The organism is Sphingomonas sp. CFBP8993 (assembly GCF_034044895.1).
Taxonomy (GTDB): Bacteria; Pseudomonadota; Alphaproteobacteria; order Sphingomonadales; family Sphingomonadaceae; genus Sphingomonas.
Genome location: NZ_JAXCWU010000001.1, coordinates 469,310 through 494,139 on the forward strand (window position 1 = coordinate 469,310; position 24,830 = coordinate 494,139).

At 65.3% G+C, this 24,830-nt stretch carries 24 protein-coding genes and 1 tRNA gene; 9 read left to right on the forward strand and 16 right to left on the reverse strand.

The genetic code is table 11. The features are described from left to right. The first annotated feature begins 35 nt into the window (after window positions 1-35). Window positions 36-416, forward strand: a complete 381-nt coding sequence (locus SOM26_RS02130) for a DoxX family protein (RefSeq protein WP_320451071.1) — start codon at window positions 36-38, stop codon at window positions 414-416. A gap of 26 nt (window positions 417-442) precedes the next feature. Further along, window positions 443-1,219: an NYN domain-containing protein gene (locus tag SOM26_RS02135; RefSeq protein WP_320451072.1), complete on the forward strand. Its 777-nt coding sequence runs from the start codon at window positions 443-445 to the stop codon at window positions 1,217-1,219. Window positions 1,220-1,243: 24 nt separating this feature from the next. Here the strand turns inward: SOM26_RS02135 and SOM26_RS02140 are convergent, their stop codons facing one another. Next, window positions 1,244-2,428: a sensor histidine kinase gene (locus SOM26_RS02140; RefSeq protein WP_320451073.1), complete on the reverse strand. Its 1,185-nt coding sequence runs from the start codon at window positions 2,426-2,428 to the stop codon at window positions 1,244-1,246. Window positions 2,429-2,575: 147 nt separating this feature from the next. Continuing rightward, window positions 2,576-4,255, reverse strand: coding sequence for an energy-dependent translational throttle protein EttA (gene ettA / locus SOM26_RS02145; RefSeq protein WP_320451074.1), 1,680 nt, complete (start codon window positions 4,253-4,255; stop codon window positions 2,576-2,578). Window positions 4,256-4,362: 107 nt separating this feature from the next. Between ettA and SOM26_RS02150 the strand changes: the two genes are divergently transcribed. From SOM26_RS02150 to bfr, 4 genes are all read left to right on the forward strand, one after another. Further along, window positions 4,363-5,760, forward strand: a complete 1,398-nt coding sequence (locus SOM26_RS02150; RefSeq protein WP_320451075.1) for a M20/M25/M40 family metallo-hydrolase — start codon at window positions 4,363-4,365, stop codon at window positions 5,758-5,760. A gap of 191 nt (window positions 5,761-5,951) precedes the next feature. Further along, a complete protein-coding gene (locus tag SOM26_RS02155) occupies window positions 5,952-6,218 on the forward strand; it encodes a hypothetical protein (RefSeq protein WP_320451076.1) in 267 nt (88 codons plus the stop codon). A 136-nt stretch (window positions 6,219-6,354) separates the two neighbouring features. After that, window positions 6,355-6,430, forward strand: a tRNA-Ile gene (locus tag SOM26_RS02160). Window positions 6,431-6,516: 86 nt separating this feature from the next. Then, window positions 6,517-7,038, forward strand: a complete 522-nt coding sequence (gene bfr / locus SOM26_RS02165) for a bacterioferritin (protein ID WP_320451077.1) — start codon at window positions 6,517-6,519, stop codon at window positions 7,036-7,038. 191 nt (window positions 7,039-7,229) lie between these two features. Here bfr and der read toward each other — a convergent pair whose 3' ends face one another. The 5 genes from der to SOM26_RS02190 all read right to left on the reverse strand — a co-directional run bounded on the left by der (window position 7,230) and on the right by SOM26_RS02190 (window position 12,067). Beyond that, entirely contained in the window at window positions 7,230-8,603 is a 1,374-nt protein-coding gene (gene der, locus SOM26_RS02170; protein ID WP_320451078.1) for a ribosome biogenesis GTPase Der, read from the reverse strand. Between the two features lie 97 nt (window positions 8,604-8,700). Then, a complete protein-coding gene (locus tag SOM26_RS02175) occupies window positions 8,701-10,023 on the reverse strand; it encodes a BamB-related PQQ repeat family beta-propellar protein (RefSeq protein ID WP_320451079.1) in 1,323 nt (440 codons plus the stop codon). Further along, window positions 10,020-10,688, reverse strand: a complete 669-nt coding sequence (locus SOM26_RS02180; RefSeq protein ID WP_320451080.1) for a tetratricopeptide repeat protein — start codon at window positions 10,686-10,688, stop codon at window positions 10,020-10,022. Before SOM26_RS02180 ends, SOM26_RS02175 begins: the two co-directional genes overlap by 4 nt. Window positions 10,689-10,805: 117 nt before the next feature. Beyond that, a complete protein-coding gene (gene panB, locus SOM26_RS02185; protein WP_320451081.1) occupies window positions 10,806-11,672 on the reverse strand; it encodes a 3-methyl-2-oxobutanoate hydroxymethyltransferase in 867 nt (288 codons plus the stop codon). 50 nt (window positions 11,673-11,722) lie between these two features. After that, entirely contained in the window at window positions 11,723-12,067 is a 345-nt protein-coding gene (locus SOM26_RS02190; RefSeq protein WP_320451082.1) for an ArsC family reductase, read from the reverse strand. Window positions 12,068-12,306: 239 nt separating this feature from the next. Here SOM26_RS02190 and SOM26_RS02195 point away from each other — a divergent pair, with 239 nt between their 5' ends. Together SOM26_RS02195 and SOM26_RS02200 are read left to right on the forward strand one after the other, a co-directional pair. Beyond that, window positions 12,307-14,361 (forward strand): NAD(+) synthase, encoded by a 2,055-nt coding sequence (locus SOM26_RS02195; protein ID WP_320451083.1) that lies wholly within the window; start codon window positions 12,307-12,309, stop codon window positions 14,359-14,361. Between the two features lie 108 nt (window positions 14,362-14,469). After that, the gene (locus SOM26_RS02200; RefSeq protein ID WP_320451084.1) at window positions 14,470-15,114 is read left to right on the forward strand and encodes a GntR family transcriptional regulator; all 645 of its coding nucleotides are present in this window, start codon (window positions 14,470-14,472) and stop codon (window positions 15,112-15,114) included. 71 nt (window positions 15,115-15,185) lie between these two features. Here the strand turns inward: SOM26_RS02200 and SOM26_RS02205 are convergent, their stop codons facing one another. Beyond that, complete coding sequence (locus SOM26_RS02205) at window positions 15,186-16,190, reverse strand: zinc-dependent alcohol dehydrogenase family protein (protein ID WP_320451085.1); 1,005 nt, start codon at window positions 16,188-16,190, stop codon at window positions 15,186-15,188. A gap of 64 nt (window positions 16,191-16,254) precedes the next feature. Next, window positions 16,255-17,505: a chymotrypsin family serine protease gene (locus SOM26_RS02210; protein ID WP_320451086.1), complete on the reverse strand. Its 1,251-nt coding sequence runs from the start codon at window positions 17,503-17,505 to the stop codon at window positions 16,255-16,257. Window positions 17,506-17,573: 68 nt separating this feature from the next. Between SOM26_RS02210 and SOM26_RS02215 the strand changes: the two genes are divergently transcribed. Continuing rightward, window positions 17,574-17,804 carry a hypothetical protein gene (locus SOM26_RS02215; protein ID WP_320451087.1) on the forward strand — a complete coding sequence of 77 codons (231 nt, stop codon included), beginning with the start codon at window positions 17,574-17,576 and terminating at the stop codon, window positions 17,802-17,804. Window positions 17,805-17,915: 111 nt separating this feature from the next. On the opposite strand, the gene SOM26_RS02220 is transcribed toward SOM26_RS02215, so the two are convergent. The 7 genes from SOM26_RS02220 to SOM26_RS02250 all read right to left on the reverse strand — a co-directional run bounded on the left by SOM26_RS02220 (window position 17,916) and on the right by SOM26_RS02250 (window position 24,828). Then, window positions 17,916-18,512: an alpha/beta hydrolase gene (locus SOM26_RS02220; RefSeq protein WP_320451088.1), complete on the reverse strand. Its 597-nt coding sequence runs from the start codon at window positions 18,510-18,512 to the stop codon at window positions 17,916-17,918. Window positions 18,513-18,591: 79 nt separating this feature from the next. Then, on the reverse strand, window positions 18,592-19,011 hold the full coding sequence (locus SOM26_RS02225; protein WP_320451089.1) for a hypothetical protein: 420 nt from the start codon (window positions 19,009-19,011) through the stop codon (window positions 18,592-18,594). A 198-nt stretch (window positions 19,012-19,209) separates the two neighbouring features. Beyond that, a complete protein-coding gene (locus tag SOM26_RS02230) occupies window positions 19,210-19,818 on the reverse strand; it encodes a TetR/AcrR family transcriptional regulator (RefSeq protein ID WP_320451090.1) in 609 nt (202 codons plus the stop codon). Between the two features lie 77 nt (window positions 19,819-19,895). Then, a complete protein-coding gene (locus tag SOM26_RS02235; protein WP_320451091.1) occupies window positions 19,896-21,299 on the reverse strand; it encodes an amino acid permease in 1,404 nt (467 codons plus the stop codon). Between the two features lie 39 nt (window positions 21,300-21,338). Further along, window positions 21,339-22,049: a GntR family transcriptional regulator gene (locus SOM26_RS02240; RefSeq protein WP_320451092.1), complete on the reverse strand. Its 711-nt coding sequence runs from the start codon at window positions 22,047-22,049 to the stop codon at window positions 21,339-21,341. Continuing rightward, window positions 22,049-22,963 (reverse strand): dihydrodipicolinate synthase family protein, encoded by a 915-nt coding sequence (locus tag SOM26_RS02245; protein ID WP_320451093.1) that lies wholly within the window; start codon window positions 22,961-22,963, stop codon window positions 22,049-22,051. Before SOM26_RS02245 ends, SOM26_RS02240 begins: the two co-directional genes overlap by 1 nt. A gap of 71 nt (window positions 22,964-23,034) precedes the next feature. Beyond that, complete coding sequence (locus tag SOM26_RS02250) at window positions 23,035-24,828, reverse strand: DUF885 domain-containing protein (RefSeq protein WP_320451094.1); 1,794 nt, start codon at window positions 24,826-24,828, stop codon at window positions 23,035-23,037. Between the last annotated feature and the right edge of the window lie 2 nt (window positions 24,829-24,830).

The following is a 24,830-nucleotide window of genomic DNA, read 5'->3' on the forward strand; positions in this document are numbered from 1 at the left end:
CGATCGGCGTGGCCCGTTGCGAAAGCTGATCGACCATGCCCATTCCCGCTCGCTGGTCCGCCCCGCTCCTGTCACTGTTCCGCGCCGTCTTCGGCCTGCTATTCCTGTCACACGGCGTTTCGAAATTCTTCGCGCTGCCGCCCTTCCCCATGCCGCTCAATCCGTTGCTGACGGCAGCAGGCGTGATGGAATTGGTCGGAGGCGCGCTCCTGCTGGCGGGCCTGTTCACCCGGCCGGTCGCCTTCATCCTGTCGGGCCAGATGGCGGTTGCCTATTTCATGGCACACGCGCCGCAGGGTTTCCTGCCGCTTGCCAATGGCGGTGAAGCCGCGATCTTGTACTGTTTCGCCTTCCTGTATCTGGCCGCTGCGGGTGGCGGGTCGATCGGCGTCGATGCAATGCGACGTGGAAGCTGACCGCCCGCTTTGCTAGACGGGCAAGCATGAACGCCCTGACCCGCAACATCGCGCTGCTCATCGACGCCGACAACGCCCAGTCGGCCGCCATCGACCCCGTGCTCACGGTGCTGGCTGAACTCGGCACCGTCAATGTCCGTCGCGCCTATGGCAACTGGTCCAAACCCGGCCTGAAAGGCTGGCGCGACGTCATGGTCAAGCATGGCATCGAGCCGCAGCAGCAGTTCGACCTGACCAAGGGCAAGAACGCCACCGACATGAAGATGACCATCGACGCGATGGACCTTCTTTTCCGAGGACGGATCGACGGCTTCGGCATCATGTCGTCGGACAGCGACTTCATGCCGCTGGCGACGCGTATCCGCCAGGACGGCTCACCCGTCTATGGCTTCGGCAACAGCCGGACGCCCGAGGCCTTCAAGCAGGCGTGCAGCCGCTTCATCGACGTCGGCGCACTGATCGGCGAAGCGGCACGGCCAGCAAGCACGAAGCCGGCCGCGGCGGATGTGCCACTTGCCGAATCGCTGCCGCCGTCGATCGATCAGGGAAAGCGGACGGCGGGCACACCCCGGCCGATCGACGAGGAACTGCTCAAGCTGCTGGTCGACGCCTATAATTCGGTCAAGCGCGACGAACGCGGCTTTGCCAGCCTGTCGTCGATGGGCCAGCTGGCGGGCAACCGGTCGAGCTTCGACACGCGCAATTACGGGTTCAAGCGTCTGGCCGACCTGATCGAGGCGGTGCCCAATTTCCAGACCGAACGACGCGAGGACGGCCGGACCTTCGTGAAGCGGATGCGCTAATCCTTCCCGTAGCGGGAAGGATATTCAATCCCTCGGATCCGGCATGGTCAGGGTTGCGACCGTGCCCGGTTCGGCATTCTCGAACCGGATTTCACCCCGCACCTGTCGCGCCAGGCTGGTGATCATTCGCATACCCAGGCTGCGACGCGAAGCCGCCTTGATGTCGAAATCGACCGGCAGGCCCTGCCCCTTGTCGCGCACCGACAGGATGATTTGGCCGTCGCGGGCGTGAAGCGAGACGTCGATCACGCCGCCCTCCTCGCCATAGGCATATTTGATCGCGTTGGTCAGTAACTCGGTCAGCATCAAACCGATCGGGATGGCGATGTCGGCGTTCATCTCGATTGCCTCGATGTGGCAGCGGACCTCATGATCCTTGGCCTGCTGCGCCAGTTCCTCGGCGATGCCACAAGCCAGATCGTCGAGCGCGACCATGCCCACGCGCTCGCTACGCCACAGCCGATCATGGGTCTGCGCAATGGCGGCGATTCGCGCCTGTGCGTCGTTCAGCATCCGGAGGACGCGGGGGTCGTCATCCTCCTGCTTTTGCAAGTTGAGCATGGCGGACACCAAAGCAAGGCTGTTCTTGACGCGGTGGCTCGCCTCTCGGGTCAGGAGTTGCTGATGCTCCACCGCCTCGGCCAGACGACGTTCCGCCTCCTGCCGTTCGATCGCAACGCCGATCAGGTTTGCGAAGCCCTGCATGAAGGCGAGGTCGGCTTCCTCGAACCGCCCCTCGTCAGGGCTGTCGACCTCCAGCACGCCGTAACGCTGGCCGGACGCCTCGACCAGGACGTTGATCGCCCGGCGGATCTTGTGATCGGCCATGAATTGGGGCGTACGGAACCGTTCTTCCTGGTCGAGATGATTCGAGATGACGCCCTGACCCGTCTGGAGCGCAAAGCCCGCCGGTGAGCCCAGATCGGTCCGCATCTCGGTCGATCCGACGACCCCTTCGCCCCAACCGACCCCGGTACGGACCAGCAGCGTGTCGCGATCGGCTCTGTACTCCAGGAACTTGCAGAAAGAGGATCGCATGCCTTCCGCACACAACTCCGTCGCACGCTGCAGCATCGGGTCGAGATCGCGGGCACGCAGCGCTTCGATTCCGAAGGCGGCGAGGACCGATTGCTGGCGGAGCCGATAATGCAACTGCCCTGCGCTGGCGATTTCCCGATCGTCGCCCTGCGCCTGCTCCACTACCGCCATTCCCAACCGCGCCCTTTTTTCTCTATCGTTATAACGGTCCAGATGGGGATTGGCCGCATCGGTGTAAAGCGCCGCCGCGCCCGGATACGCAAACGCCCTCCCCGATCGCTCAGGAAGGGCGTCGCGCGAACCCGAAGGATCGTTCGATCAGCGGGTCAGCTTCTTATAGGCCAGGCGCGTCGGACGATCGGCGGCGTCGCCCATGCGGCGGCGCTTGTCTTCTTCATACGACTCGTAATTGCCCTCGAACCATTCGACATGGCTGTCGCCCTCGAACGCCAGGATGTGGGTGCAGAGGCGATCGAGGAAGAAGCGATCGTGGCTGATGACCACGGCGCAGCCCGCAAACGTCTCCAGCGCCTCTTCCAGCGCGCGCAGCGTTTCCACGTCGAGGTCGTTGGTCGGTTCGTCGAGCAGCAGGACGTTGCCGCCCTCCTTCAGCATCTTGGCCATATGGACGCGGTTACGCTCACCGCCCGACAGCTGGCCGACCTTCTTCTGCTGGTCGGGCCCGCGGAAGTTGAACGCACCGACATAGGCACGCGTGCCCAGTTCCTGCTTGCCGAAGCGGAAGACCTCGAGCTCGTCGGAGATTTCCTGCCAGACATTCTTGTTCGGATCGAGGTCGTCGCGGCTCTGGTCGACATAGCCGAGCTTGACGGTCGAACCGATCTCGATCGTGCCCGCATCGGGCTGTTCCTGGCCGGTGATCAGCTTGAACAGCGTCGACTTGCCCGCGCCGTTCGGCCCGATCACGCCGACGATGCCACCGGGCGGCAGCATGAAGTCGAGATTGTCGAACAGCAGCTTGTCGCCATAGGACTTGGTCAGGCCCTTGGCCTCGATCACCTTGCCGCCCAGGCGCTCGGGGATCTGGATCAGGATCTGCGCCTTGCCCGCGACGCGATTCTCCTGCTTGGCCATCAGCTCGTCGAACGCACGGATACGCGCCTTGGACTTGGTCTGGCGGGCCTTGGGCGTCTGGCGCATCCAGGCCAGCTCGTCGGCGATCGCCTTCTGCTTGCCCGCCTCGTCGCGTTCTTCCTGCTCCAGGCGCTTGGCCTTCTTTTCCAGATAGCCGGAATAGTTGGACTCGTACGTGTAATAGCGGCCGCGATCGAGCTCGAGCACCCAGTTCACGACATTGTCCAAGAAGTAACGATCGTGGGTGACGAGGATGACGTTACCCGCATATTCCTTCAGGTAATTTTCCAGCCACGACACGCTTTCGGCGTCGAGGTGGTTGGTCGGTTCGTCGAGCAGCAGCACGTCGGGCTTTTCGAGCAGCAGCTTGCACAGCGCCACGCGGCGCTTCTCACCACCGGACAGCTTCGACACATCGGCATCGCCCGGCGGGCAGCGCAGCGCTTCCATCGCCTGTTCCAGCTGGCTGTCGAGCGACCAGCCATCGACCGCGTCAATCTTGGCCTGGAGCTCGCCCATCTCTTCCATCAGGGCGTCGAAATCGGTGTCGTCCTTCGGATCGCCCATCTCCGCCGAGATGGCGTTGAAGCGATCGACCAGATCGGCGACCGGGCGCACGCCGTCCTTGACGTTGCCCATCACGTCCTTCGTCGGATCGAGCTGCGGCTCCTGCGCGAGGTAGCCGACGCGGACCCCCTCGGCGGCCCAGGCTTCGCCCGTGAAGTCGGTGTCCATACCCGCCATCACCTTCATCAGCGTGGACTTGCCCGCACCGTTCGGGCCGATGATCGCGATCTTGGCGGTCGGCAGGAATTGAAGATGGATGTTGTTCAGGACAGGCTTGTTGGCGCCGGGGAAGGTCTTGGTCAGACCCTTCATCACATAGGTATATTGGACGGCCATGGCGGCGCGAGGCTCCGTGCTTTGTGCGACTGTAGGATGTTTGCCCGTCCATGTAGTGGTTGCGCGGGCGGTTGGCAAACGAGACCGGCTGCGTAACACTCCGCGCCATGAAGCGCTTACTTTTCGCGGCCCTTGCCGCCTCCGCCCTGTCCTCCCCCGCCCTGGCACAACGCACCCCGCCGCCGCCCCCTGCATCGATAGCGCCCGAGGTCGAGCGCCTGCGCGACGCCGCGCTGAACGACGATGTCGCATGGAACATCGTCGAGGGGCTGACGACCGAGGTCGGCCAGCGACTGGCGGGCACCGAGGCCGAGGCTCGCGCCCGGCAATGGGCGGTCGCCAAGCTGACCGCGCTCGGTTTCAAGAACGTCCGGATCGAACCCTATCAAATGCCCGTATGGGAACGCGGGGCCGAGACGGCCGAGATCGTCGCGCCCTTTCCCCAGAAACTGACCCTGGCCGCCCTGGGCAACTCCGGCGCCACACCTGCCGCCGGGCTGACCGCCGAGGTGGCGGTCTTTCCGAGCATGGCCGCGTTCCAGGCGGCACCGGACGACGAGATTAAGGGCCGGATCGTCTATATCGGCAATGCGATGCCCCGGACGCAGGACGGCTCAGGCTACGGTGCCTATGGCACCGCGCGCTTCACCGGCCCGGCACTGGCGGCGAAGCGCGGCGCGGTCGCCATCGTCATCCGCTCGATCGGCACCGACCATCACCGCTTCCCGCATACCGGCACCACCAATTTTCCCGAAGGCGTGAAACCGATCCCGGCCGCGGCGCTATCAGTCCCCGATGCCGAGCAGCTGGAGCGAATCGCGGCACGTGGCCGCCCCGTCCGTATGAAGCTGGTCCTGACGCCGCGCATGGTCGGCACCCGCGAATCGGGCAATGTCATCGCCGAGGTGCCCGGCAGCGATCCTTCGGCGGGTATCGTCCTTGTCGGCGGTCATCTCGACAGCTGGGACCTGGGCACCGGCGCGATCGACGATGCCAGCGGGGTGGCGATCACGGCGGCGGCGGCCAAGCGGATCCTGGACGCGGGCACGCCGCGCCGGACCATTCGCGTCGTCTGGTTCGGGGCCGAGGAAGTCGGCGGCATGGGCGGCGCGGCCTATGCCAAGGCCCATGCAGGCGAACGCCATGCCACGGCATCCGAAAGCGATTTCGGCGCGGATCGCATCTGGCGTTTCGAAGTGAACCTGCCGACCGGTGCAAAGCCGGTCGCGGATCGTCTGCAGACCGCGCTGGCGCCCTTGGGCATCACGCGGGGCAGCGGCCTGGGCGGCGACGGCACAGACATCGGCCCGACGCTGAAGCTTGGCACGGCCGCGATCGACCTGAATCAGTCGGGCTGGGATTATTTCGATACCCATCACACGCCCGATGACGTACTCGACCGCGTGGACCCCGCCGCACTGCGTCAGAATGTCGCCGCCTGGACCGCGATGCTGGCGGTCGTCGCCAACGCGCCCGAGTCGATCGGCCCCGTGACGCCACGCTGAGCCGGGTCCGTCGGTAACGTTTTCGTAACGACAACGCCTTGAAAAAGCCCGATAGCCGCCATCGGTTCGTCGCGAACCTTGCCGCGAAGTGAATTTTGCGGATTGACCGCGATGAACCGCGCGTTATTTGAGCCGCTTCGCGACGGCAATCGGGTCGGCCGCGATGATTGCTTATGCTTGGGAGCATTCGAATGAAGAAGATTGCCTTTATTCTCGCTGCCGCCGGCCTGATGTCCGTGGCCGCCTGCACGAAGTCGCCGGAAGCGGCCGCTGTTGAGAACAACGCGGACATGATGGCTGACAACATGGAAATGCAGGCCGACAACCTCGACGCGGTTGCCGACAACACCTCGAACACCGCCGCTGCTGCCGTGCTCGAGAACGCCGCCGACAACATGAACGCTGCCGCCGACAACGTCCGTGACGCTGCCGACGCCAAGGCGGACAACATGCAGTAATGCCGCCCCGGACCCTCGGGTCCGGAGCGCCGACTGTTATGTCGGAAAAGGGCGCCTTCCTTTGCGGAGGCGCCCTTTTTCTTTGACTTTTCCCGTTGCGAACGGCGCGCGCGTCACGCTACGGACATCTTCGGTGGGGCCTGTAGCTCAACGGTTAGAGCTGGCCGCTCATAACGGCTAGGTTGCGGGTTCGAGTCCTGCCGGGCCCACCAATGCCCTTATTGTTCACGCATAAAAATCGGTTGCCGTCCGGTCCGTCGCCCAACTAGGGTGCGCCAAAATCACAAAGGACGGACACATGGCGGTTAAGGGCGATCCGAAGGTTATCGAATTTCTGAACGAGGCGCTCAAGAACGAGCTGACCGCGATCAACCAGTATTTCTTGCATTACCGGCTGCTCGACCATTGGGGCGTCTACAAGCTCGCCCAGTTCGAGTATAAGGAATCGATCGACGAGATGCGCCACGCCGACTGGCTGGCCGAGCGTATCCTTTTCCTGGACGGTCTGCCCAACTTTCAGCTGCTTGGCCGCCTGCGCATCGGCGAGACGGTCGAGGAGGTCCTGAAGGGCGACCTGGCGATCGAGGTCGAGGCCGTTGCCCAGCTCAAGGAAGCCATCGCCTATTGCGAAGAAGTTCGCGACTATGTCAGCCGCGACCTGTTCCAGCGTATCCTGGCGAGCGAGGAAGAGCATGTCGACACGCTCGAGCGCCAGTTCGAGATGATCGCGCGCATGGGCATCCAGAACTATGTCCAGCTGAACGCCATGGCGGAAGACGACACACCGAAGTCGGGTGCCGCGCCGCATCTGCACGGGTAATGGTGACGGGGCGGGTCCGACGACCCGCCCCGCTTTTTTTTCTGACCAAAGCCATCCCGGTTCGTCCCGCCTGAGCGAAGGCGATGGCCAAGCGAGCCCTTCCACCACTAGCGTGGCTGGAATGCCCCTTCGCCTTCCCTCAGACGGGATGAAGGATGCGCAAATAGCGGGCGGGGCTTTCGCCCCTGCCCTCAATCCTGTTTGGCGAACGGGTTCTTGGGCGCGCGCAGCGTAAGCCGTACCGGAACCGCACCGAAGCCCAGCTCGCGCCGCATCGAATTGACCAGATAGCGTTCATAGCTGGCCGGCAACTGATCCACCCGCGTGCCGAAGATCACGAAGCTCGGCGGGCGCGACTTGACCTGGGTGACGTAGCGCAACTTGATCCGCTTGCCGCCGGGGGCTGGCGGCGGATTGGCGTCGACGGCGCGCTCGAACCAGCGGTTGAGTTCACCGGTCGGCACACGCTTCGACCAGGCGGCGCGGGTTTCGAACGCCGCTTCGATCAGCGTATCGAGCCCCTTGCCGGTTGCGCCCGACACCGTGAGCAGCGGCACGCCCTTCACCTGGCTGAGCCCGTCCTCCAGCGCCTTGCGAACGCCGTTGAACAGCGACGAGGGGCTTTCGGCGACGTCCCACTTGTTCAGCGCGATCAGCAGTGCGCGACCTTCTTCGAGCACACGGTCGGCGATGCGCAGATCCTGCGACTCCAAACCCAGCGTCGCGTCGAGCAACAACACCACGACCTCGGCAAAGTCGACCGCGCGCAGCGCATCGGCGACGGACAGCTTTTCCAGCTTGTCCTGCACCTTGGCCCTCTTGCGCATACCCGCCGTGTCGATCAGGCGGACCTGGCGGACTTCGCCATCGCGGTCATGCCACTCCCAGTCGATCGCGATCGAATCGCGCGTGATCCCGGCCTCTGGCCCGGTGATCAGACGGTCCTGGCCAAGAAAGCGGTTGATCAGCGTCGACTTGCCCGCATTGGGGCGCCCCACGATCGCCAGCTTCAGTGGGGCATAGGGATTTTCAAGGTCGACATCTTCTTCCTCCTCCTCGACCTCACGGTCGATATAGGGAAGCAGCCCCTCGAACAGATCGCCAATGCCTTCGCCATGTTCGGCCGAAAGCTGGACCGGATCGCCGAAGCCCAAGGCCAAAGCCTCCAGGATGCCCTGTTCGGCCGCACGGCCCTCCGCCTTGTTGGCGGCGAGCACGATCGGAGTGTCCGAGCTGCGCAACCAGCGGGCGATTTCCTCGTCCAGCGGCATGATACCCGCGCGCGCGTCGACCAGGAACAGCGCGACATCGGCCTCACCGACCGCCGCCTCGGTCTGGCGGCGCATACGGCCGGGGAGCGTATCGGGGTCTTCGTCCTCGTAACCGGCCGTGTCGATCACGCGGAAGTCCAGGCCGAGAAGATGCGCGTCGCCTTCGCGCCGGTCGCGGGTCACGCCGGGGCGGTCATCGACCAGCGCCAGCTTCTTTCCAACAAGACGATTGAACAGCGTCGACTTGCCGACATTGGGACGTCCGACGATCGCGACGATAGGGAGATTAGCCATCGCATGCCGTTAGCGAAAGGCGAGCCTTTCGTCACGCGTATAGCGGTATGAAATACGCCGCCCCGTGGAACAAATGTCCCACGGGGCGGTCGCGAACTCACTTATAGGCGCTGATACGCCCCTTTTGATCCAGGACGTACAGCGTCCCGTTCGCCACGATCGGCGGCAGGGCGAAAGGCGTCTTGCCCTCGACCGTCGCCTGCACCGATCCGTCGCCCGGATTGGCATAGACGATCTGCCCCTCGGAATTGGTCAGGATCAGGCGGTTGCCTGCCAGGATCGGACCGAACCAGGTGATCGCGCCGTTCTTCTTCTTTTCGTTGTGGAAACGCTGAAGCTGCACGATCCAGCGCGCCTTGCCGCTCGATCGGGCCAGCGCCACCAGACGCGCATCGTCGGTGACCAGGAAAATCCACTCGCCTGCGATCCACGGGGTCGAGATGCCTGCGAAATTCTGTTCCCACAACCGCTGGCCGGTCGACAGTTCCAGGGCCACCATGCGACCACCCTGGCCCAGCGCATAGACGCGGCCCTGGTCGATCACCGGTGCGGCATCGATATCCGACAGGGTCGACACCGAGGTCGAGATGCTGGTCCGCGACAGGGCATCCTGCCACAGCATACGGCCATTCTCGTAGCGATAGGCGTTCAGCTCACCGCTCGAGAAACCGGCGACGACCGTGCCCTGGCTGGCGGCGGGTGCTGCAACGCCGAACACGCCCTGCGTCTCCAGCGTGCCCTGCCCGGCCCAGACGACCTTACCGTCGGCCTGGTTGATCGCGTAGAACTGGTTGTCCTGGGTCAGGACATAGACATTGCCGTTGGCAACCGTCGGCGAACCGCGCAGCGGGCCGCTCGGCTTGGCGCGCCACAGGATCTTGCCGTCGGCCGCACTGGCCGCGATCACATCGCCCAGGCCGTCGGTGGCATAGACGGTCCCGCTGTCATAGCTCGCCCCGCCGCCGAAGCGGGCCAGACGATTGTCGTCCCCCTCGGTGACCGGCGTCGACCACAGCTTCGCGCCGGTGTCGGCGTTCAACGCTACCAGGTCGCCCTCGGCATCGACGACGAACAGCTTGCCCTCGGCCACGACCGGTGCGGCGCCCAGCGGATCGCGCGCCGAACCGCCGTTGATCGTGGCATCCCAGACCCGGCGAGGCTGCTCGGCTAGGGCCAACTGGCCCATCGACTTGGCCGCATTGCCGCCTGGCTGCGCCCATTCAGGGTTCGTCTCGGGCGCGGGCAGCGTCACCTGCACGTCGGCGATGGTCTTGTCGGCCTCGACACCGGTTTCGGACACCAGGATCGGCACGCGGTTGCCCACGGTCGGCGTCTTCTTGGGGGCGGACTTGAACACCCCGCAGGCGCCCAGCGCCATCAGCGCGGCGAGCGCCGCGGAGGTGCGGAAATTCTTCGTCATTGGGTCTTGGTGTCCTCGCTCTGGCCGACCGCGTCGACCCCCAATACACCGGCCATCTGAACAGCACGTTGCCGCAGCGTATCGGGCACATCCTTGTCGCTGGCAATCTGCCCGAACAGGCGGCCCGCCTGGTCACGCTTGTTCATCCGCAGATAGGCGACGGCGACCATCTCGCCAGCGCTGCCGAAATAGGCGTTGCCGGGAACCGCCATGCCACCGAGGCGCGCCACGACCGCCTCGGGCTTCAGCGTGTCATATTCGGCCATGGTCTGGCGGACCAGCGCCAGGTCGCGGAACGGCTTGGCCAGCGAGGTGTCGTTGGCGATCGCCGCGAACCGCGCCGAGGCACCCTTCATGTCATCCTTTTGCAGCAGGATGTCGGCCTGAGTGAACTCGGCCAGCGCCCGGTACGCATCGACATTCGACCCGGCCAGCGTTTTCAGCTTTTCGCCCGCCGCCTTCGCGTCGTTCTGAGCCAGCGCGTCATAGGCGGCCTGCAACTGCTCGCCATCCGCGGCAGCCGCCTGATGCTGGCGATGCTGCCAGTACAGATAGCCACCGAATGCCGCGAGGACGACGACGAGGATGCCTCCGATAATCAAGCCCCAGCGGGTCCAGAAGGTCGTCAGCCTCTCGCGACGCAGTTCGTCGTCGACCTCGCTCATGAAGGCATGGCTGGATTGGGGCGTTAGGGCCAAGACGGGCTCCGCTATTCTGGATCAAGGCAACAATGAAGCCGCGACCTTTAGCGAGGAGCGGGCCCGGTGGGAAGCGGCCTTGATTTATCCCGCATCGCGCGGGGCATAGATCTGCTCGGGCCCCGGAAAACGGCGGGCGCGGACATCCTCGGCATAGGCGCGCGCGGCATCGCCGATGCGCTCGCCCATGGTTTCATAACGGCGAACGAAGCGCGCGGTGCGGTCGAACAGCCCCAGCATGTCCTCCCCGACCAGAACCTGGCCGTCGCATTCGGCGGAAGCGCCGATGCCGATCGTCGGACAGGCCAGCGTGCGGGTGATCTCGATCGCGATCGGCTCGACCACGCCTTCGATCACCACCGAAAACGCCCCCGCATCGGCCACGGCGACGGCATCGGCAACGATCTTGGCGGCTTCCTCCGGCGTTCGGCCGCGCGCGCCATAGCCGCCAAGCACGTTGACCGCCTGCGGCGTCAGGCCGACATGCCCCATGACGGGAATGCCACGCTCGACCAGGAAGCGAACCGTCGGCGCCATCGCAACGCCGCCCTCCAGCTTGACCGCGGCGGCGCCGGTTTCCTTGAGCAGCCCGGCCGCGTTTTCGAATGCCTTTTCCGGGCTCGCTTCATAACTGCCGAAGGGCAGGTCGATGACGACGACCGCATGATAGCTGCCCCGCACGACCGCCGCGCCGTGCGCCGCCATCATCTGGAGCGTGACCGGCACCGTCGACGGCAGGCCATAAATGACCTGGCCCAGGCTGTCGCCGACGAGCAGCATGTCGCAATGCGGGTCGAGCAGCTGCGCCGAACGCACCGTATAGGCGGTCAGCATGACGAGCGGTGTGCCGCCCTTGGCGCGACGGATCGCAGGCACGGTCAGCCGCTTCATCGGCGCGGGCGTGGGATTGGCGCGACTGGTCGCGGTGTCGAGCGTGTAGGTCGTTGACATGAGGCCGCCTTAACCCCGCCAACCGCCGCGCTCCACCCCCCTCAACCGGATCAGAGGATTTCGGCGTATCGCTCCGGCTTGAACCCCACGGTGAGCGCGCCGTCCCGGTCGAGCACCGGCCGCTTGATGAGCGAGGGCTGCGCCCGCATCAGGCGGATCGCCTTGTCGGCGTCGATGTCCTGCCGCTCGGCCTCTTCCAGCTTGCGAAAAGTGGTCCCGGCACGATTGAGCAGCACCTCCCAGCCGAGCTGATCGACCCAGCGGCGGAGCGTGGCCTCGTCGATGCCGTCGGTTTTGTAGTTATGGAAACGATAGGTGACGCCATGCTGGTCGAGCCAAATGCGGGCCTTCTTCATCGTGTCGCAATTGGGAATGCCGTGAAGGGTGATGGTCATAGAGCCTCAGCCAAAGGTGTATCGCTCGCGCTTATCTCAGCGAGGTTTGAATTGCAGCAGGATAGGTTGGGCATGGCCTTCGACTTCGCTCAGGCTGAACGGATGTTTGGGTACGCGGGGTTTTATCCCCACCCCGTTCAGCCTGAGTGAAGTCGAAGGCTAAGGGAAACCCTCGCATCCTATCCCCCAGCAAGTCACACGGGCTGGCGCGCCCCTCCCCACCCCGCTATCCCGGCAGAATGCAGGATCACCCCTTTTACGCGCTTCACACCCATGGCCTGATCCGCGTCGCCGCCGCGACGCCTGCGGCTTCGGTCGGCGATGCCGAGGCCAATGCACTGGCCATGCTGGACCTCGCACGGCGGGCGGATGAGGACGGGGTCGACCTGATCGTCTTTCCCGAATTGTCGTTGACCTCCTATGCGATCGACGACCTTCATCTTCAGGGTGCGATGCACGCGGCGACGCTCGCGGCGCTGGGCGAGATGGTGGATGCCAGCGCGGCGCTGTCGCCGGTCATGCTGGTCGGGGCGGCGCTGCCTCGGAACGGTCGGCTCTACAACTGCGCCATCGTCATCGCGCGGGGGCGGATCCTGGGGGTGGTGCCAAAGACCTTCCTGCCGAATTACCGCGAATATTATGAAAAGCGCTGGTTCTCGAGCGGCGCGGGGCTGACCGGCCTGACCATCGATCTCGACGGGCAGAACGTGCCCTTCGGCACTGACCTGATCTTTGCGGCCGAGGATCTGCCCGGCTTCGTCTTCCATGCCGAAATCTGCGAGGATTATTGGGCGCCCACCCCGCCCTCGACGTTGGGCGCGCTGGCCGGGGCGACGATCTGCTGCAACCTGTCGGCATCGAACATCGTCATCGGCAAGGCACGCGACCGGGCGATGCTGGCCGCGGCCCAGTCCGCGCGTGCCGCCTGCGCCTATGTCTATTCGGCCGCCGGGATCGGCGAGAGCACGACCGACCTGTCTTGGGACGGTCAGGGCCTGATCCACGAACTGGGCGAGACGATCGCCGAGTCCGAGCGCTTCCTGCGCGAGCCGTCGCTGACCACAGCCGATATCGATGTCGAGCGGATCCTGCAGGAACGGCTGCGCTTCGGGACCTTCAACGATGCGGCGGCCGTTGCGGGGCACCCCGAGCAGAGGTTCCGGCGGATCGGCTTCGTCCACGGGGCGGAGGCGGCCGATCACGGTCTTCGCCGCCCGGTCCATCGCTTTCCCTTCGTGCCGGACGATCCGGCGCGCCGCGATGCCGATTGTTACGAGGCCTATAACATCCAGGTCGAGGCGCTGGCCAAGCGGCTGTCCGCAAGCGGTGCCAAGACACTCGTCATTGGCGTATCCGGTGGGCTCGATTCCACCCATGCGTTGATCGTTGCAGCCAAGGCGACCGACCGGCTGGGCTGGTCGCGGAACCGTATCCTGGCCTTCACCATGCCGGGTTTCGCCACCGGCGAGGGGACCAAGGCCCATGCCTGGGCGCTGATGCGCGCGCTGGGCGTATCGGCCGAGGAGATCGACATCCGCCCGGCGGCCCAGCAACTGCTGAAGGACATGAAGCACCCCTTTGCCAGCGGCGAGCCGGTGCACGACGTGACGTTCGAGAATGTCCAGGCGGGCCTGCGCACCGATTATCTGTTCCGCCTCGCCAATCAACGTGGCGGCATCGTGCTGGGCACCGGCGACCTGTCGGAACTGGCGCTGGGCTGGTGCACCTATGGCGTGGGCGACCAGATGAGCCATTATGCCGTCAATGCCGGTGTGCCGAAGACGTTGATCCAGTTCCTCATCCGCTGGTGTATCCGCACCGAACAATATGACGGCGAGACCAATCGCGTCCTCGCCGCGATCCTGGCGCAGGAAATCTCGCCGGAACTGGTGCCCGCCGATGCCAGCGGCGCGATGCAGTCTACCGAGGCGATGATCGGCCCCTATGCGCTCAACGACTTTTTCGCGCATTACGTCATCCGCTATGGGCTGAAGCCGTCGAAGATCGCGTTTCTGGCCTGGCATGCGTGGCACGACGCCCAGGCGGGTGGATGGCCCGACGACCTGCCGAACGATGCACGCGTCGCCTATGATCTGGCGACCATTCGCCATTGGCTGGAACGGTTTCTGACCCGCTTCTTCCAGACCAGTCAGTTCAAGCGTTCGGCCCTGCCCAATGGTCCGAAGGTATCGCCCGGCGGTGCCTTGTCACCGCGCGGCGATTGGCGCGCGCCATCGGATGGGACCGCGACTGCGTGGCTTCGTGAACTGCGCGACAGTGTTCCCTTGGAATAATTCATACCCTTTGCAGGTCGTGGCAAACAGGTCTATGTTACTGACTTATTGCATTCCATTGTCCTAATTTTGCAGGCTTCTCTTGGCCTGTCGGCATGAGAGAGACTAATGAGCCTTGTCGTTCGCACACTGTCCGAACAGATCTTTACGATCATCCGCGAACGCATCATCAGCGGGGATCTTCCCGAAGAACAGCCGATCCGGCAGGACGCCCTGGCCAATGAACTGGGCGTCAGCAAAATTCCGTTGCGCGAGGCGCTGGCGCGCCTGGAACAGGAAGGCCTGCTGACCAGCCAGGCCAATCGCGGCTTCTTCGTGCGCTCGCTGGGCGCGGCGGAAGCCGAGGAAATCTATGAGCTTCGCCTCGCCATCGAACCGGATGCCGCGGCCCGCGCCGCCCGCGTCGCCACGGCCGCTGACCAGGATGCCGCGCGCGAGGCATTGAACGCGCTTGACGTCGCGGCCAGCGATGCGCTTCACGAGGTCGCACATCGCAATCGCGCCTTCCACCTGGCGCTGGTCCGGCCGCTCGGTGCCGCATTGACGTTTCAGTTGATCGAACGGTTGCAAGTGCTGGCCGAGCGTTATGTGGTTCAGCACCTGAAGCCCGCAGGCCGCGAAGACCGGGCGCATGAGGAGCATCATGCGCTGCTCGACGCCTGGCTGGCACGCGACGAGGCGCGGGTGGCGGGCTTCCTGATCGACCATATCAGTGCCACCATCGTCGATCTGCGGGCCCAGCTCGGCCGCTGAGACGCGGGGGAGCGGAAAGCGTCAGACCGTCCCGCTCCCGCCTCCCCGGTGAGAACATGTGGTCGGTCTTGTTACCATTCGACCCCGATCTTGCCGAAATGTCCGCCGCTCTCTTGCAGCCGGAAGGCGTCGGCCAGTTCGGCCAGCGGAAAGCGGCGATCGACCACAGGCCGCCACTGCGCGGTGTCCAGCGCCCGGACGAACTCCATCTGCATCCGGCGGCTGCCGACGATCAGGCCCTGCAGCCGCGCTTGCTTGGCCATCAGGGTGGCGGTCGGCACCTCGCCTGCGCGGCCGGTCAGGACGCCGATCAATCCGATATGGCCACCGATCCGTACCGCGTCGATCGACTGGGCAAGCGTTGCCGGGCCGCCGACCTCGACCACATGGTCGACGCCTTCACCTGCCCAGCGATAGACCTCCTTGCCCCAATCCGGCTGCATCCGATAATTGACGACATGCGCCGCACCCAGGCTGCGGGCCCGCTCAAGCTTTTGGTCCGATGACGAGGTGACGGCGACCTCGGCTCCCATCATGCGCGCGATCTGCAGTGCCCAGATCGACACGCCGCCGGTGCCGAGCACCAGCACCCGGTCACCCGCTTTCAGCCCACCATCGACGACCAGGCTTCGCCATGCGGTCAGCCCCGCCGTGGTGATCGTCGCGGCCTCGACATGGTCATAGCCCTTGGGCGCGCGGGTAAAGGCGGTGGCGGGCGCGACGACGACCTCGCAGCCATAACCGTCGATACCGTCGCCCGGCACACGCTGGAAATCGCCGACCCGTGCCGGGCCCTCCTGCCAATCGGGAAAGAAGCAGGTCACGACCGCGTCCCCGGCGGCGAAATCATCGACGCCCTCGCCCACCGCCTCGACGATCCCGGCGCCGTCGGCCATCGGTATACGCCCATCCTCGGTCGGCATCCGCCCCGACACCACGCCGTAGTCATGATAGTTGAGCGAGGTCGCATGAAGCCGGACCCGGATCATGCCCGGTCCGGGCGCGCCCGGATCGGGCCGCTCGACCATACGCAGCCGGTCGAGCCCGCCGGGCGCATCGAGGATCATCGCTTTCATATCAGGGCCTTCCGCCACGTTGTTCCGTGATCAGGCCAACGCGGTAGGTCGATAATCTGATCCTTCAACCGGTCGCGAGCGTCCACCCATCGGGCAGGAAATCGAGCGACATATAATAATAGAACGCGCAGCTTCCGTCGCCGCGATAGCTGCCGCCCTTGACGATGCCATAGGCGGTCCCGCCCAGAAAGACGGGCCCACCGCTATCGCCGCTGCGACAGGTCGGGCCGCGCACCGCAACCCAGGTCGGGGTACATCCCCCGCCGCACAGATCCCCGGCGGGTGCGAAGTCGGGCATCCAGACCTCGGCACAGCTATAGCCTGTCCGCTCGCCCCGATGACAGACGATGTCCCCCGCCCGAGTGCCGCTGCGCGGACGGAGCCCGACGACACGCCGCGAGATGGTCTTGGCCGTGTCGCTCCAGAAGAGCGGTGCGAGCGGCGTCGAGCTGACATGGACCTGAACGTCCTGATAGCCCCAGCCCCACTGGCCCGCGAAACGCAGCGGCTGCGCCTGCCCATCACGGTCGATCCAGGACAGATCGTCGGGACAATGGGCGGCGGTGACGACGCCACTCTCGACACCGCGACGGACCACGAAACCGCTCGTGCAGGCGTAACGCCGCCCATCGGCGGGATCGACGCCCACCAGGCGTGTGCCGCCCCGCAGATCGGCCAGGTCCCTGTCGGGTGCCTCCAGTGTCGCGATGCGGACCGGAACACCGGCCAGCCGCGCGATACGGTCGCGCATGGCATCGGCCGGCTCGACTTCCAGATCGGCGCGCGACACCATCACCACCAGCGCGCCGATGCGCGGATCGATACCCATGCCGGGCGGCCGTAAGAGACTGGCGCGTATCTCGGTCTGGTGCAGCGCGAGCGCGACGATCAACTGGGCATGGGTCGCAAAGGCCCCGGTGCGAAACCGCACGAGCACCGGCTGCCCCGCGACCATCACGGTCCGATCGGCCACGGGGGCATCACCGGTCAGCAGCAGATCGACATGGAACGGGGCATGGCCAACCGACAGTCCCGCTAGGCGGTCAGCAAACTCCAACTGGAGTGCGTCGGTCAGCGCGACCGAGGCCTGTTGCACCGTCAGCGCCCGAAAGGCGGCATCCGGCGACTGGCCGGAAGCGGCGGCATATTGCGTCGCATCGATCATGAGGGCGGCGCGCTCGTCGATCGCTTCGCCCGTCTGCGGCACCTGCGCCTGTGCCGTCCGGCACGTGACCAGGGCCAGGATCGCGACCACCACGCTACGCCACAAAGCCCAGCTATCGCGCTCCCAAGATTTCTCGTGCTTATATCCCATCAATTTGGTCTGTATTAAATCCTGCAAGCCGAATAGGCCCATACACGACTGCCAAGGGGATCGAACCAATGACGCGACGCCACAGCCTGCCGATGATTCTGACGATCCCAGTGCTGGCGCTGGCCGCCTGTTCGCCCCAGGGTTCGGCGAACGTCACGGCGACGGACAACGGCAATGTCGCCACGCTTGGCGGCGATGGACTGGCGAATGACGATTTCGGCCCGGCCGACAATGCCGCGCTTTCGAACGATGTGCTGTCGGAGAATGAAACCGCCGCCAATGGTGCGGCTGGCCCGTAGTTTCTCTCTCGGTGGCGGGGCCGTTTGCCCCCTCGCCGCTCCTGCCTCGCCAATGGAAGCTCCCTGCGGCGGATGACTGGCCCGGCGGATCGCACTCCGTCGGGCCGTTTTTTATGAACGATCGGCGACGCCCAGCGTACGCAGGACACGCAGGTCCTGTTCGACGACACCCGCCGACAGCCGTTCGATCAGCCGTTGCGCCTGCCGCCACATGCCTGTCGGAACCGGAGCGGCGACCGGCGCCTCCAGCAGGCGTCCGCCGCAAAGCTGCGCCAATGCCGACCCGCGCATCGATGGATCCGCGACCAGTGAGGGAAAGGGCAAGGCGATATCGGGCGAAGCAAAGAGCTGCCCCCCCTGCCGGTCGAGCGCGCCGGGCGCGGGCGGCTGGAAGAAGACCGCGCCCGCCACTTTCGAGACATAATGGCTGGGCGACAGGCGTGCCCACCAGATGCTGGCGAGGCATGCGGCCCCTTCGGCGACCAGCAGCACGGCCTTGTCGGCCTGCGCCACCGCATGGTCCAGCCGGGTTGCCCATATGTCACGCGCCTCGCGCGAATGGTCGTCTAGGGCCAGTTGCACATCGCCCCGCCGCGGCCACGCAAACAGGTTTTCCCACGGCATGGCGCGGTCGGCCTTATCACCCGGCGTGGCCATGGACAGGGTGATGATCGAGAATGGGTCGTTCAGACGCAGTTCGGCCGCCATGATCTGCTCCGTCGCTGATCCTGCCCCCAAGGTACGCTAGGTACCGCAAAGGGCAAGGGGGCGTCGGCGCGGTGCAGCCTCACTCCGCCGCGACACCGCGCGCTGCCCGCCGCGAATCACTGAGAGCGACCGCGATGCTGTCGACCATCAATTCATACTGGTCGGCCGAATAGCCCGAGGCCAGGAATGCCCGCACCTCATGCGAAGGCACGCTATAGCCATTGTGCCAGCTGAGCACGGCCATCCGGCGCAATGCCTCCAGCGAGGGATCGGCCAAGCGCGGATTGCGGGTTTCGCCGAAGATGTTGCTGATCGCGCGGGTCAGGCGGCTCGGCTCGCGCAGGCTCGAAACCCGGTCGCGGCGGGCAAGCGCCACGACCTGCCATTCGAGTGCCGACAGACGCGCGTCGGGACGAACGGCCGCAGCACCCTGCTGCGCCAGCACCGCATCACGCGCGATCCGCGCCGCGCCGATTTCCTGAAAAGCGACATAGGCCATGATGAAACCCCTCTTCCGTCGCGCGACATCCCGCCCCGACAGACCATCGCCCGTCGAAGTCGACGGCCCCACGCCGTCGGTACTGCTGTCTCGCCTTTATACTTGCAGGAAGGCACTTGCCTTCGATACCGGTTGGTATATTAATGCTGCGTACAGCCGTCAAGCATTTTATACCGGGTGGTATGTAAATATTCGCCGTCAGCGTGACGGCCAGAGTACCAGCCCGGTGACGATCAGACTTTCGAGCTGTTCGCGCGAAACGCCCGATCCGGCCTGCACGGCCATTCCCTGCAACAAGGCATAAAGAAGGTTGGCGAGCCCGTTCGGGTCGACATCGTCACGCAGATCGCCCTCGTCGACCGCGCGCTGGAACCGGGCAACGATCGCCGCCTGCGACGATGCCCGCCGCGACACGACCTCCGCCTTGATCGACTCCGCCTCCGAGCCGCAGGCGACCGAATGGATTACGCCCAGGCAACCCTGCGGCTCGCACTGGCTGGTCATCGCCTCCAATGCGCCGCGCAGCAGATGTTCGGCGACGCCACGTGCGGTCGGCTGGTCGAGCGCGTCGCGGATATAGGCCAGCTTCTCGGCCTCGTAGAGGTCGAGCGCCTTGTGGAACAGCGCTTCCTTGTTGCCGAAGGCGGCATAGAGGCTGGGCTTGGTGATACCCATCGCCTCGGTCAGGTCGGTCATCGACGCGCCTTCATACCCCTTGCTCCAGAATACGCGGAGCGCGGAGGCCAGCGCCTGTTCGGTGCAGAATTCGCGCGGACGCCCTTTGCACGCGGGCAGGATATTTTTCATAACGCTCGGTATAGAACTAATCGTATCGATTGGAAAGCCCTCCCCCCTGGACGTCGCGTCCGGGGGCGAGAAACCGATCAGCGCGCCGCCATTACGCTGCGACGCCGTCCGTACGCGAAGTAGAAGGCCAGCCCCGCGATGTTCCAGATCACGAAGCGGATGATGGTCGAGCCGGGCAGGCTGAAGAGGAGATACAGGCAGCCGAGGATCGCCAGCGTGCCGACGATATAGGGCTGCGGACACCGGAAAAGCCGCTTGGCATCGGGGGCCTTGCGACGCAGCACCATCAGACAGGCGCCGACCGCGATGAAGGCGAGGAGCGTACCGGCATTGGCCAGCTCCGCAATCTCATCCAGGCGGAAGATGCCCGCGACCAACGCGATCGATACGCCGGTGACCAGCGTGATGCGGGTCGGCGCGCCGCTCCGCTTGCTGACCACCGCCAGCGACTGCGGCAGCAGCCCGTCGCGCGCCATGGTGAAGAAGATGCGGCTCTGCCCGTACATCATGACCAGGATGACCGAGGGCAGTGCGATGACGGCAGCCAGCGCGATCAGGTGCGCAGCGGTCGGCTGGCCCAGCGACCGCAGGACCAGCGCCAGCGGCTCGGGCGAGTTCGCCAGCTGCTGGAACGGCAGCGAGCCGATCGCGGCGACCGCGACCGCCATATAGATCAGCGTGCAGACCAGCATCGATCCGACGATGCCGATGGTCAGGTCGCGCCCCGGATTCTTGGCTTCCTCGGCCGAGGTCGCAACCGCGTCGAAGCCATAAAAGGCGAAGAACACGATCGCGGCGGCCGCCATCACGCCGCGCTTGGCGCCGTCGACTTCATGCGCGGCAAAACCGTACGGCATGAACGGGTGGAGATTGTCGGCATTGAAGGCCGGTGCGGCAAAGGCGACGAAGACGCCCAGCGCGACGAGCTTCACGATGACGAGGATGATGTTCAGCGTCGCGCTCTCGCGCGTGCCCGCGATCAGCATGCCCATGACCGACAAGGCGACGAGGACGGCCGGCAGGTTGATGATGCCGCCGCCATGCGGGCCCGACAACAGTTCGGGCGGCAGGTGCACGCCCGCCGCCTGGATCCAGCCGACCAGATAGCCCGACCAGCCCACCGCGACGGTCGAGCAGGCCAGCGAATATTCCAGGATCAGGCTCCAGCCGACGACCCAGGCCAGCGTTTCGCCCAGCGCGGTATAGCTGAAGGTATAGGCACTGCCCGCTGCCGGGATCAGCGTGGCGAGCTCGGCATAGGCGAGTGCGGCACAGGCGCAGACCGCCCCGGCGATCGCAAAGGCCAGGATGACGGCGGGCCCTGCCCGCTCCGCCCCGACGCCGGTCAGCGTGTAAATGCCGGTGCCGACGATCGCGCCGACACCCAGCGCGATCAGATGCGGCCAGCTCAGCGTCTTGGCGAGCGCCTGTCCCTCGGCATGGCGGGTGGCGCCGCCCAGCGGTTTGAATGGTCCGAACATGATGGTGAATAATCCCCCCGCCCCATGGGCTTATGCTTTTCAATCGACGGGCACGATCCCGCCTTTCAGGTCGGCCAGCGTGGACCGGATATGCGCGTCAAGCAATGCCTGAAGCCGCACCGCATCACCCGCTAGAAAGGCATCGAGCTGTTCGCGGTGCTCCAGATGCGCCCGCGCATCGCGTCCCGCAGGCTGGAGATGCGCGACGACATAGCGCTCGGCGAGCAGCGCCAGCTGCCGGATGATCTGGATGGTCAGCGGTTGCCGGATCGGGCGCACCATCGCCATGTGGAATTGCCGGTTGCAGATGGCGACCCGCGCCAGGTCGTCGCTGGCAGCCCGATCAAGCGCCTCGAATGCGGCAATCAGGCTGGCACGGTCGGCATCGTCGGCCATCCCGACGGCACGGGCCGCCGCCGCAGGCTCCAGCTTCAGGCGAAGGCTGTAGATATCCTCGGCCTCGGCCGCCGACAATGGCGCGATCCGGTATCCCCGATTGGCCACGCCCAGGAGCAGCCCCTCCTGCTCCAGCCGGGCCATGGCCTCGCGAAGCGGAATCTTGCTGACGCCCAGTTCGGCGGCCAGCGCATCCTGGCGGATCGTACGATCGGCGGGGATCATTCCCGCGATGATGCGTTCGCGAACGATCGCGAAGATCCGGTCCGCCAGGGTCTGCACGACGATCGCGCCCCCGCCCAGGGCCCGCCCCTCATCAGGCGCAAACCCATCGGACGAGAGCGCCGTCGCCATCAGGCGGCCTTGGCCTGGCCGAGCGTCGGGCGGGTCGCGGCGGCCTTTTCGACCATCGCAATCACCTCGGCACGACGCGCGCCCTCCAGGACGTAGCGCGGCGGCAGGACGCGCTCCGAACCACGGCCCATGACCTGCTCGGCCAGCTTGATCGACTGGACCAGGTCATGCTCGGCATCGAGGTGAAGGAGCGGCATGAACCAGCGATAGATTTCCATCGCCTTGGCATGATCGCCACGCTCGAAAGCGGCGACCAGCTCGACCGACTCCTTCGGGAAGGCATTGGTCAGGCCCGAAACCCAACCTTGCGCACCGAGGTAAAGCCCCTCGAGCGCGACGTCGTCGAGGCCCGCGAACAGGACGTAGCGATCGCCGAACGCATTGCGGAAATCGGTGAAGCGGCGGGTATCGGGTGCCGACTCCTTGACCGCCACGATGTTCTTCACGTCGATCAGCGCTTCCAGGACCGTCTGGTCGATGACCGTGCGATAGGCGGGCGGGTTGTTGTAGAGCATGATCGGCAGGCCGACCTGATCCGCCACGCCCTTGAAGTGGTTCACTAGCTCATGCGCCTTGGGCACATAGACCATCGGCGGCAGCAGCATAAGGCCGTCGGCACCGGCCTTTTCGGCGGCCTGGGCGTAACGGACCGCACGGCGGGTGTCATATTCCGAGCAGCCGGTGATGACCGGCACGCGCCCCGCCACCGCCTCGACGATCGCGGTCAGGACCGTGACCTTCTCGTCATAATCGAGCGAGTTGTTCTCGCCGACCGTGCCGAGTGCGATCACGCCGGTTACGCCGTCATTGACCAGATCGTCAACGACACGCTGCGTATCGGCGAGGTCGATCGACAGATCCTCCCGAACCTGGGTCGTCACTGCGGGGAATACGCCACGCCAGCCGATGCTCACTATCTGTCTTCCTGCTATTGTTTTAGATATCGTATACTGTTGCTATCGCATTCAGCGCGATCGGTCAATCATCATTCCTCGTCGGGATAAGGCCCCTTGCCACCCTCTGCGATGAAGCGATCCGTCCGCCGGTCGATGACCGGCAGCGGCACATAGCCGAGTTGCAGCATCGCATCGTGCCAAGCGCGGATGTTGAACTTCGGACCCAAGGCCTTCTCGGCCTTTGCGCGCGCCCGCTGAAAGGCAAGCTGGCCCATATAATAGGACAGGGCCTGGCCCGGCCATGCAATATAGCGATCGACCTCGGTCTCGATCTCGTGGTCCGACAGAGCGGTGTTGTCGTGCAGATATGCCTGCGCCCGCTCGCGGCTCCACCCCATGGCGTGGATGCCGGTATCGACGACCAGTCGGGCCGCACGCCACGCCTGATAGGACAGCATGCCGAACCGATCATAAGGTGTCTTGTAAAAGCCCATATCCTCGCCCAGCGCCTCGCAATACAGCGCCCAGCCCTCGCCATAGGCCGACAGATAGCTGTCGCGCCGATAACGCGGCAGGTCCTTATTCTCTGCCGCCAGTGGCATCTGGAAGGCATGGCCCGGCGCGCTTTCATGCAGGGTCAGCGCGGGCAGCGCGTAGAGCGAGCGCGATGGCAGGTCATAGGTATTGACCAGGTAAATGCCCGTGCCACCGCGCCCGGCAGTGTAGAAGGGCGCCAAATCGGCGGGCACCGGCTTGATCGCGAACCGGCTGCGCGGCAGGCGCCCGAACCACTGCGAGGCGATGCCGTCGAAGCTCTTGGCGAACCAGGCCGCGCGGTCGAGCAGTTCCTGCGGCGTCTTGGCATAGAATTGCGGATCGGTGCGCAGGAACGTCAGGAAGGCCGGGAAGTCGCCCTGGAACTTCACCTCCTTCATCACCCCGTCCATGCGGGCGCGGATCCGCTGCATCTCGGAAAGGCCGATGGCGTGGACCTGCTCCGGGCTCATGTCGGCGGTGACATATTCGCGGATCTTCGAACGATAATAGGCCTTGCCGTCGGGCAGGTCATAGGCCGCCGTGCTGACCTGCGCGCGCGGCATGTAATCGGTGCGAAGAAACGCGAGCAGCCGTGCATGGGCCGGGAGCACGTTGTCACGGATCGCGGCCTTGGCCTCCGCCCGGAGTGCGGCGGCCGTCGCCGGAGCCATGGTGGCGGGCATCTTGCGGAACGGTTCGTAGAAAGGCTGGTCCTCACCGGTCCCGGCATCAACCACCTGCGCCACGCCGATATCGCGCCCTTTCAGCGTGATACGCGGCACGGTGAAACCCCGGTCGAGGCCCGCACGCATGTTGGCGATCTGCTGGTCATAGTAACGCGGCATCTGGCGCAGCATTGCCAGATAGTCGCGATACTGGCGTTCGGTGGTGAAGCTGCCCCGCGCCCAACTGGCCAGATTGCCCCAGAAACTGGTGTCGGCGGTCAGCGGCTTTTCATATTCCCGGAAGCGCTGTGCCGCGAGCAGCGCGTCGATCTGGCCGCGATAGACCATATAGTCGATCTGGGTATTGGCCGAGAGCCGGGTGGGATCGATGGCGTCCAGCGCCTTGGCGGTCGCCTCCCAACGCGCCAGTCGTTCCGCCTGGGCCGCAGGGCCGACATCGGGCAACTGACGCGATCCGGCGCTGCCGCTATCCTCGTCTGCGGCGCTCTGGCTGATGCGCCATTTATACTCCGCTTCGGCAAGGGCCCGGAAACGGGCGTCGGCGGACTGAGAGGTCGCGCGCGCCGCCTGGGCCCGCGCAGCAACCCTCGCGTCCACGATAGTGGCGGGAGCAATGACCAAGGCCACACCGGCCAAAAGCCGCCCGATCGATCGCGTCATAT

Bases quoted from the DNA above. Each gene is read 5' to 3' on its own strand.
- SOM26_RS02130 (WP_320451071.1), top strand. From the start codon at position 36: ATGCCCATTCCCGCTCGCTGGTCCGCCCCGCTCCTGTCACTGTTCCGC.
- SOM26_RS02135 (WP_320451072.1), top strand. From the start codon at position 443: ATGAACGCCCTGACCCGCAACATCGCGCTGCTCATCGACGCCGACAAC.
- SOM26_RS02140 (WP_320451073.1), bottom strand. From the start codon at position 2,428: ATGGCGGTAGTGGAGCAGGCGCAGGGCGACGATCGGGAAATCGCCAGC.
- ettA (WP_320451074.1), bottom strand. From the start codon at position 4,255: ATGGCCGTCCAATATACCTATGTGATGAAGGGTCTGACCAAGACCTTC.
- SOM26_RS02150 (WP_320451075.1), top strand. From the start codon at position 4,363: ATGAAGCGCTTACTTTTCGCGGCCCTTGCCGCCTCCGCCCTGTCCTCC.
- SOM26_RS02155 (WP_320451076.1), top strand. From the start codon at position 5,952: ATGAAGAAGATTGCCTTTATTCTCGCTGCCGCCGGCCTGATGTCCGTG.
- bfr (WP_320451077.1), top strand. From the start codon at position 6,517: ATGGCGGTTAAGGGCGATCCGAAGGTTATCGAATTTCTGAACGAGGCG.
- der (WP_320451078.1), bottom strand. From the start codon at position 8,603: ATGGCTAATCTCCCTATCGTCGCGATCGTCGGACGTCCCAATGTCGGC.
- SOM26_RS02175 (WP_320451079.1), bottom strand. From the start codon at position 10,023: ATGACGAAGAATTTCCGCACCTCCGCGGCGCTCGCCGCGCTGATGGCG.
- SOM26_RS02180 (WP_320451080.1), bottom strand. From the start codon at position 10,688: ATGAGCGAGGTCGACGACGAACTGCGTCGCGAGAGGCTGACGACCTTC.
- panB (WP_320451081.1), bottom strand. From the start codon at position 11,672: ATGTCAACGACCTACACGCTCGACACCGCGACCAGTCGCGCCAATCCC.
- SOM26_RS02190 (WP_320451082.1), bottom strand. From the start codon at position 12,067: ATGACCATCACCCTTCACGGCATTCCCAATTGCGACACGATGAAGAAG.
- SOM26_RS02195 (WP_320451083.1), top strand. From the start codon at position 12,307: ATGCAGGATCACCCCTTTTACGCGCTTCACACCCATGGCCTGATCCGC.
- SOM26_RS02200 (WP_320451084.1), top strand. From the start codon at position 14,470: ATGAGCCTTGTCGTTCGCACACTGTCCGAACAGATCTTTACGATCATC.
- SOM26_RS02205 (WP_320451085.1), bottom strand. From the start codon at position 16,190: ATGAAAGCGATGATCCTCGATGCGCCCGGCGGGCTCGACCGGCTGCGT.
- SOM26_RS02210 (WP_320451086.1), bottom strand. From the start codon at position 17,505: ATGGGATATAAGCACGAGAAATCTTGGGAGCGCGATAGCTGGGCTTTG.
- SOM26_RS02215 (WP_320451087.1), top strand. From the start codon at position 17,574: ATGACGCGACGCCACAGCCTGCCGATGATTCTGACGATCCCAGTGCTG.
- SOM26_RS02220 (WP_320451088.1), bottom strand. From the start codon at position 18,512: ATGGCGGCCGAACTGCGTCTGAACGACCCATTCTCGATCATCACCCTG.
- SOM26_RS02225 (WP_320451089.1), bottom strand. From the start codon at position 19,011: ATGGCCTATGTCGCTTTTCAGGAAATCGGCGCGGCGCGGATCGCGCGT.
- SOM26_RS02230 (WP_320451090.1), bottom strand. From the start codon at position 19,818: ATGAAAAATATCCTGCCCGCGTGCAAAGGGCGTCCGCGCGAATTCTGC.
- SOM26_RS02235 (WP_320451091.1), bottom strand. From the start codon at position 21,299: ATGTTCGGACCATTCAAACCGCTGGGCGGCGCCACCCGCCATGCCGAG.
- SOM26_RS02240 (WP_320451092.1), bottom strand. From the start codon at position 22,049: ATGGCGACGGCGCTCTCGTCCGATGGGTTTGCGCCTGATGAGGGGCGG.
- SOM26_RS02250 (WP_320451094.1), bottom strand. From the start codon at position 24,828: ATGACGCGATCGATCGGGCGGCTTTTGGCCGGTGTGGCCTTGGTCATT.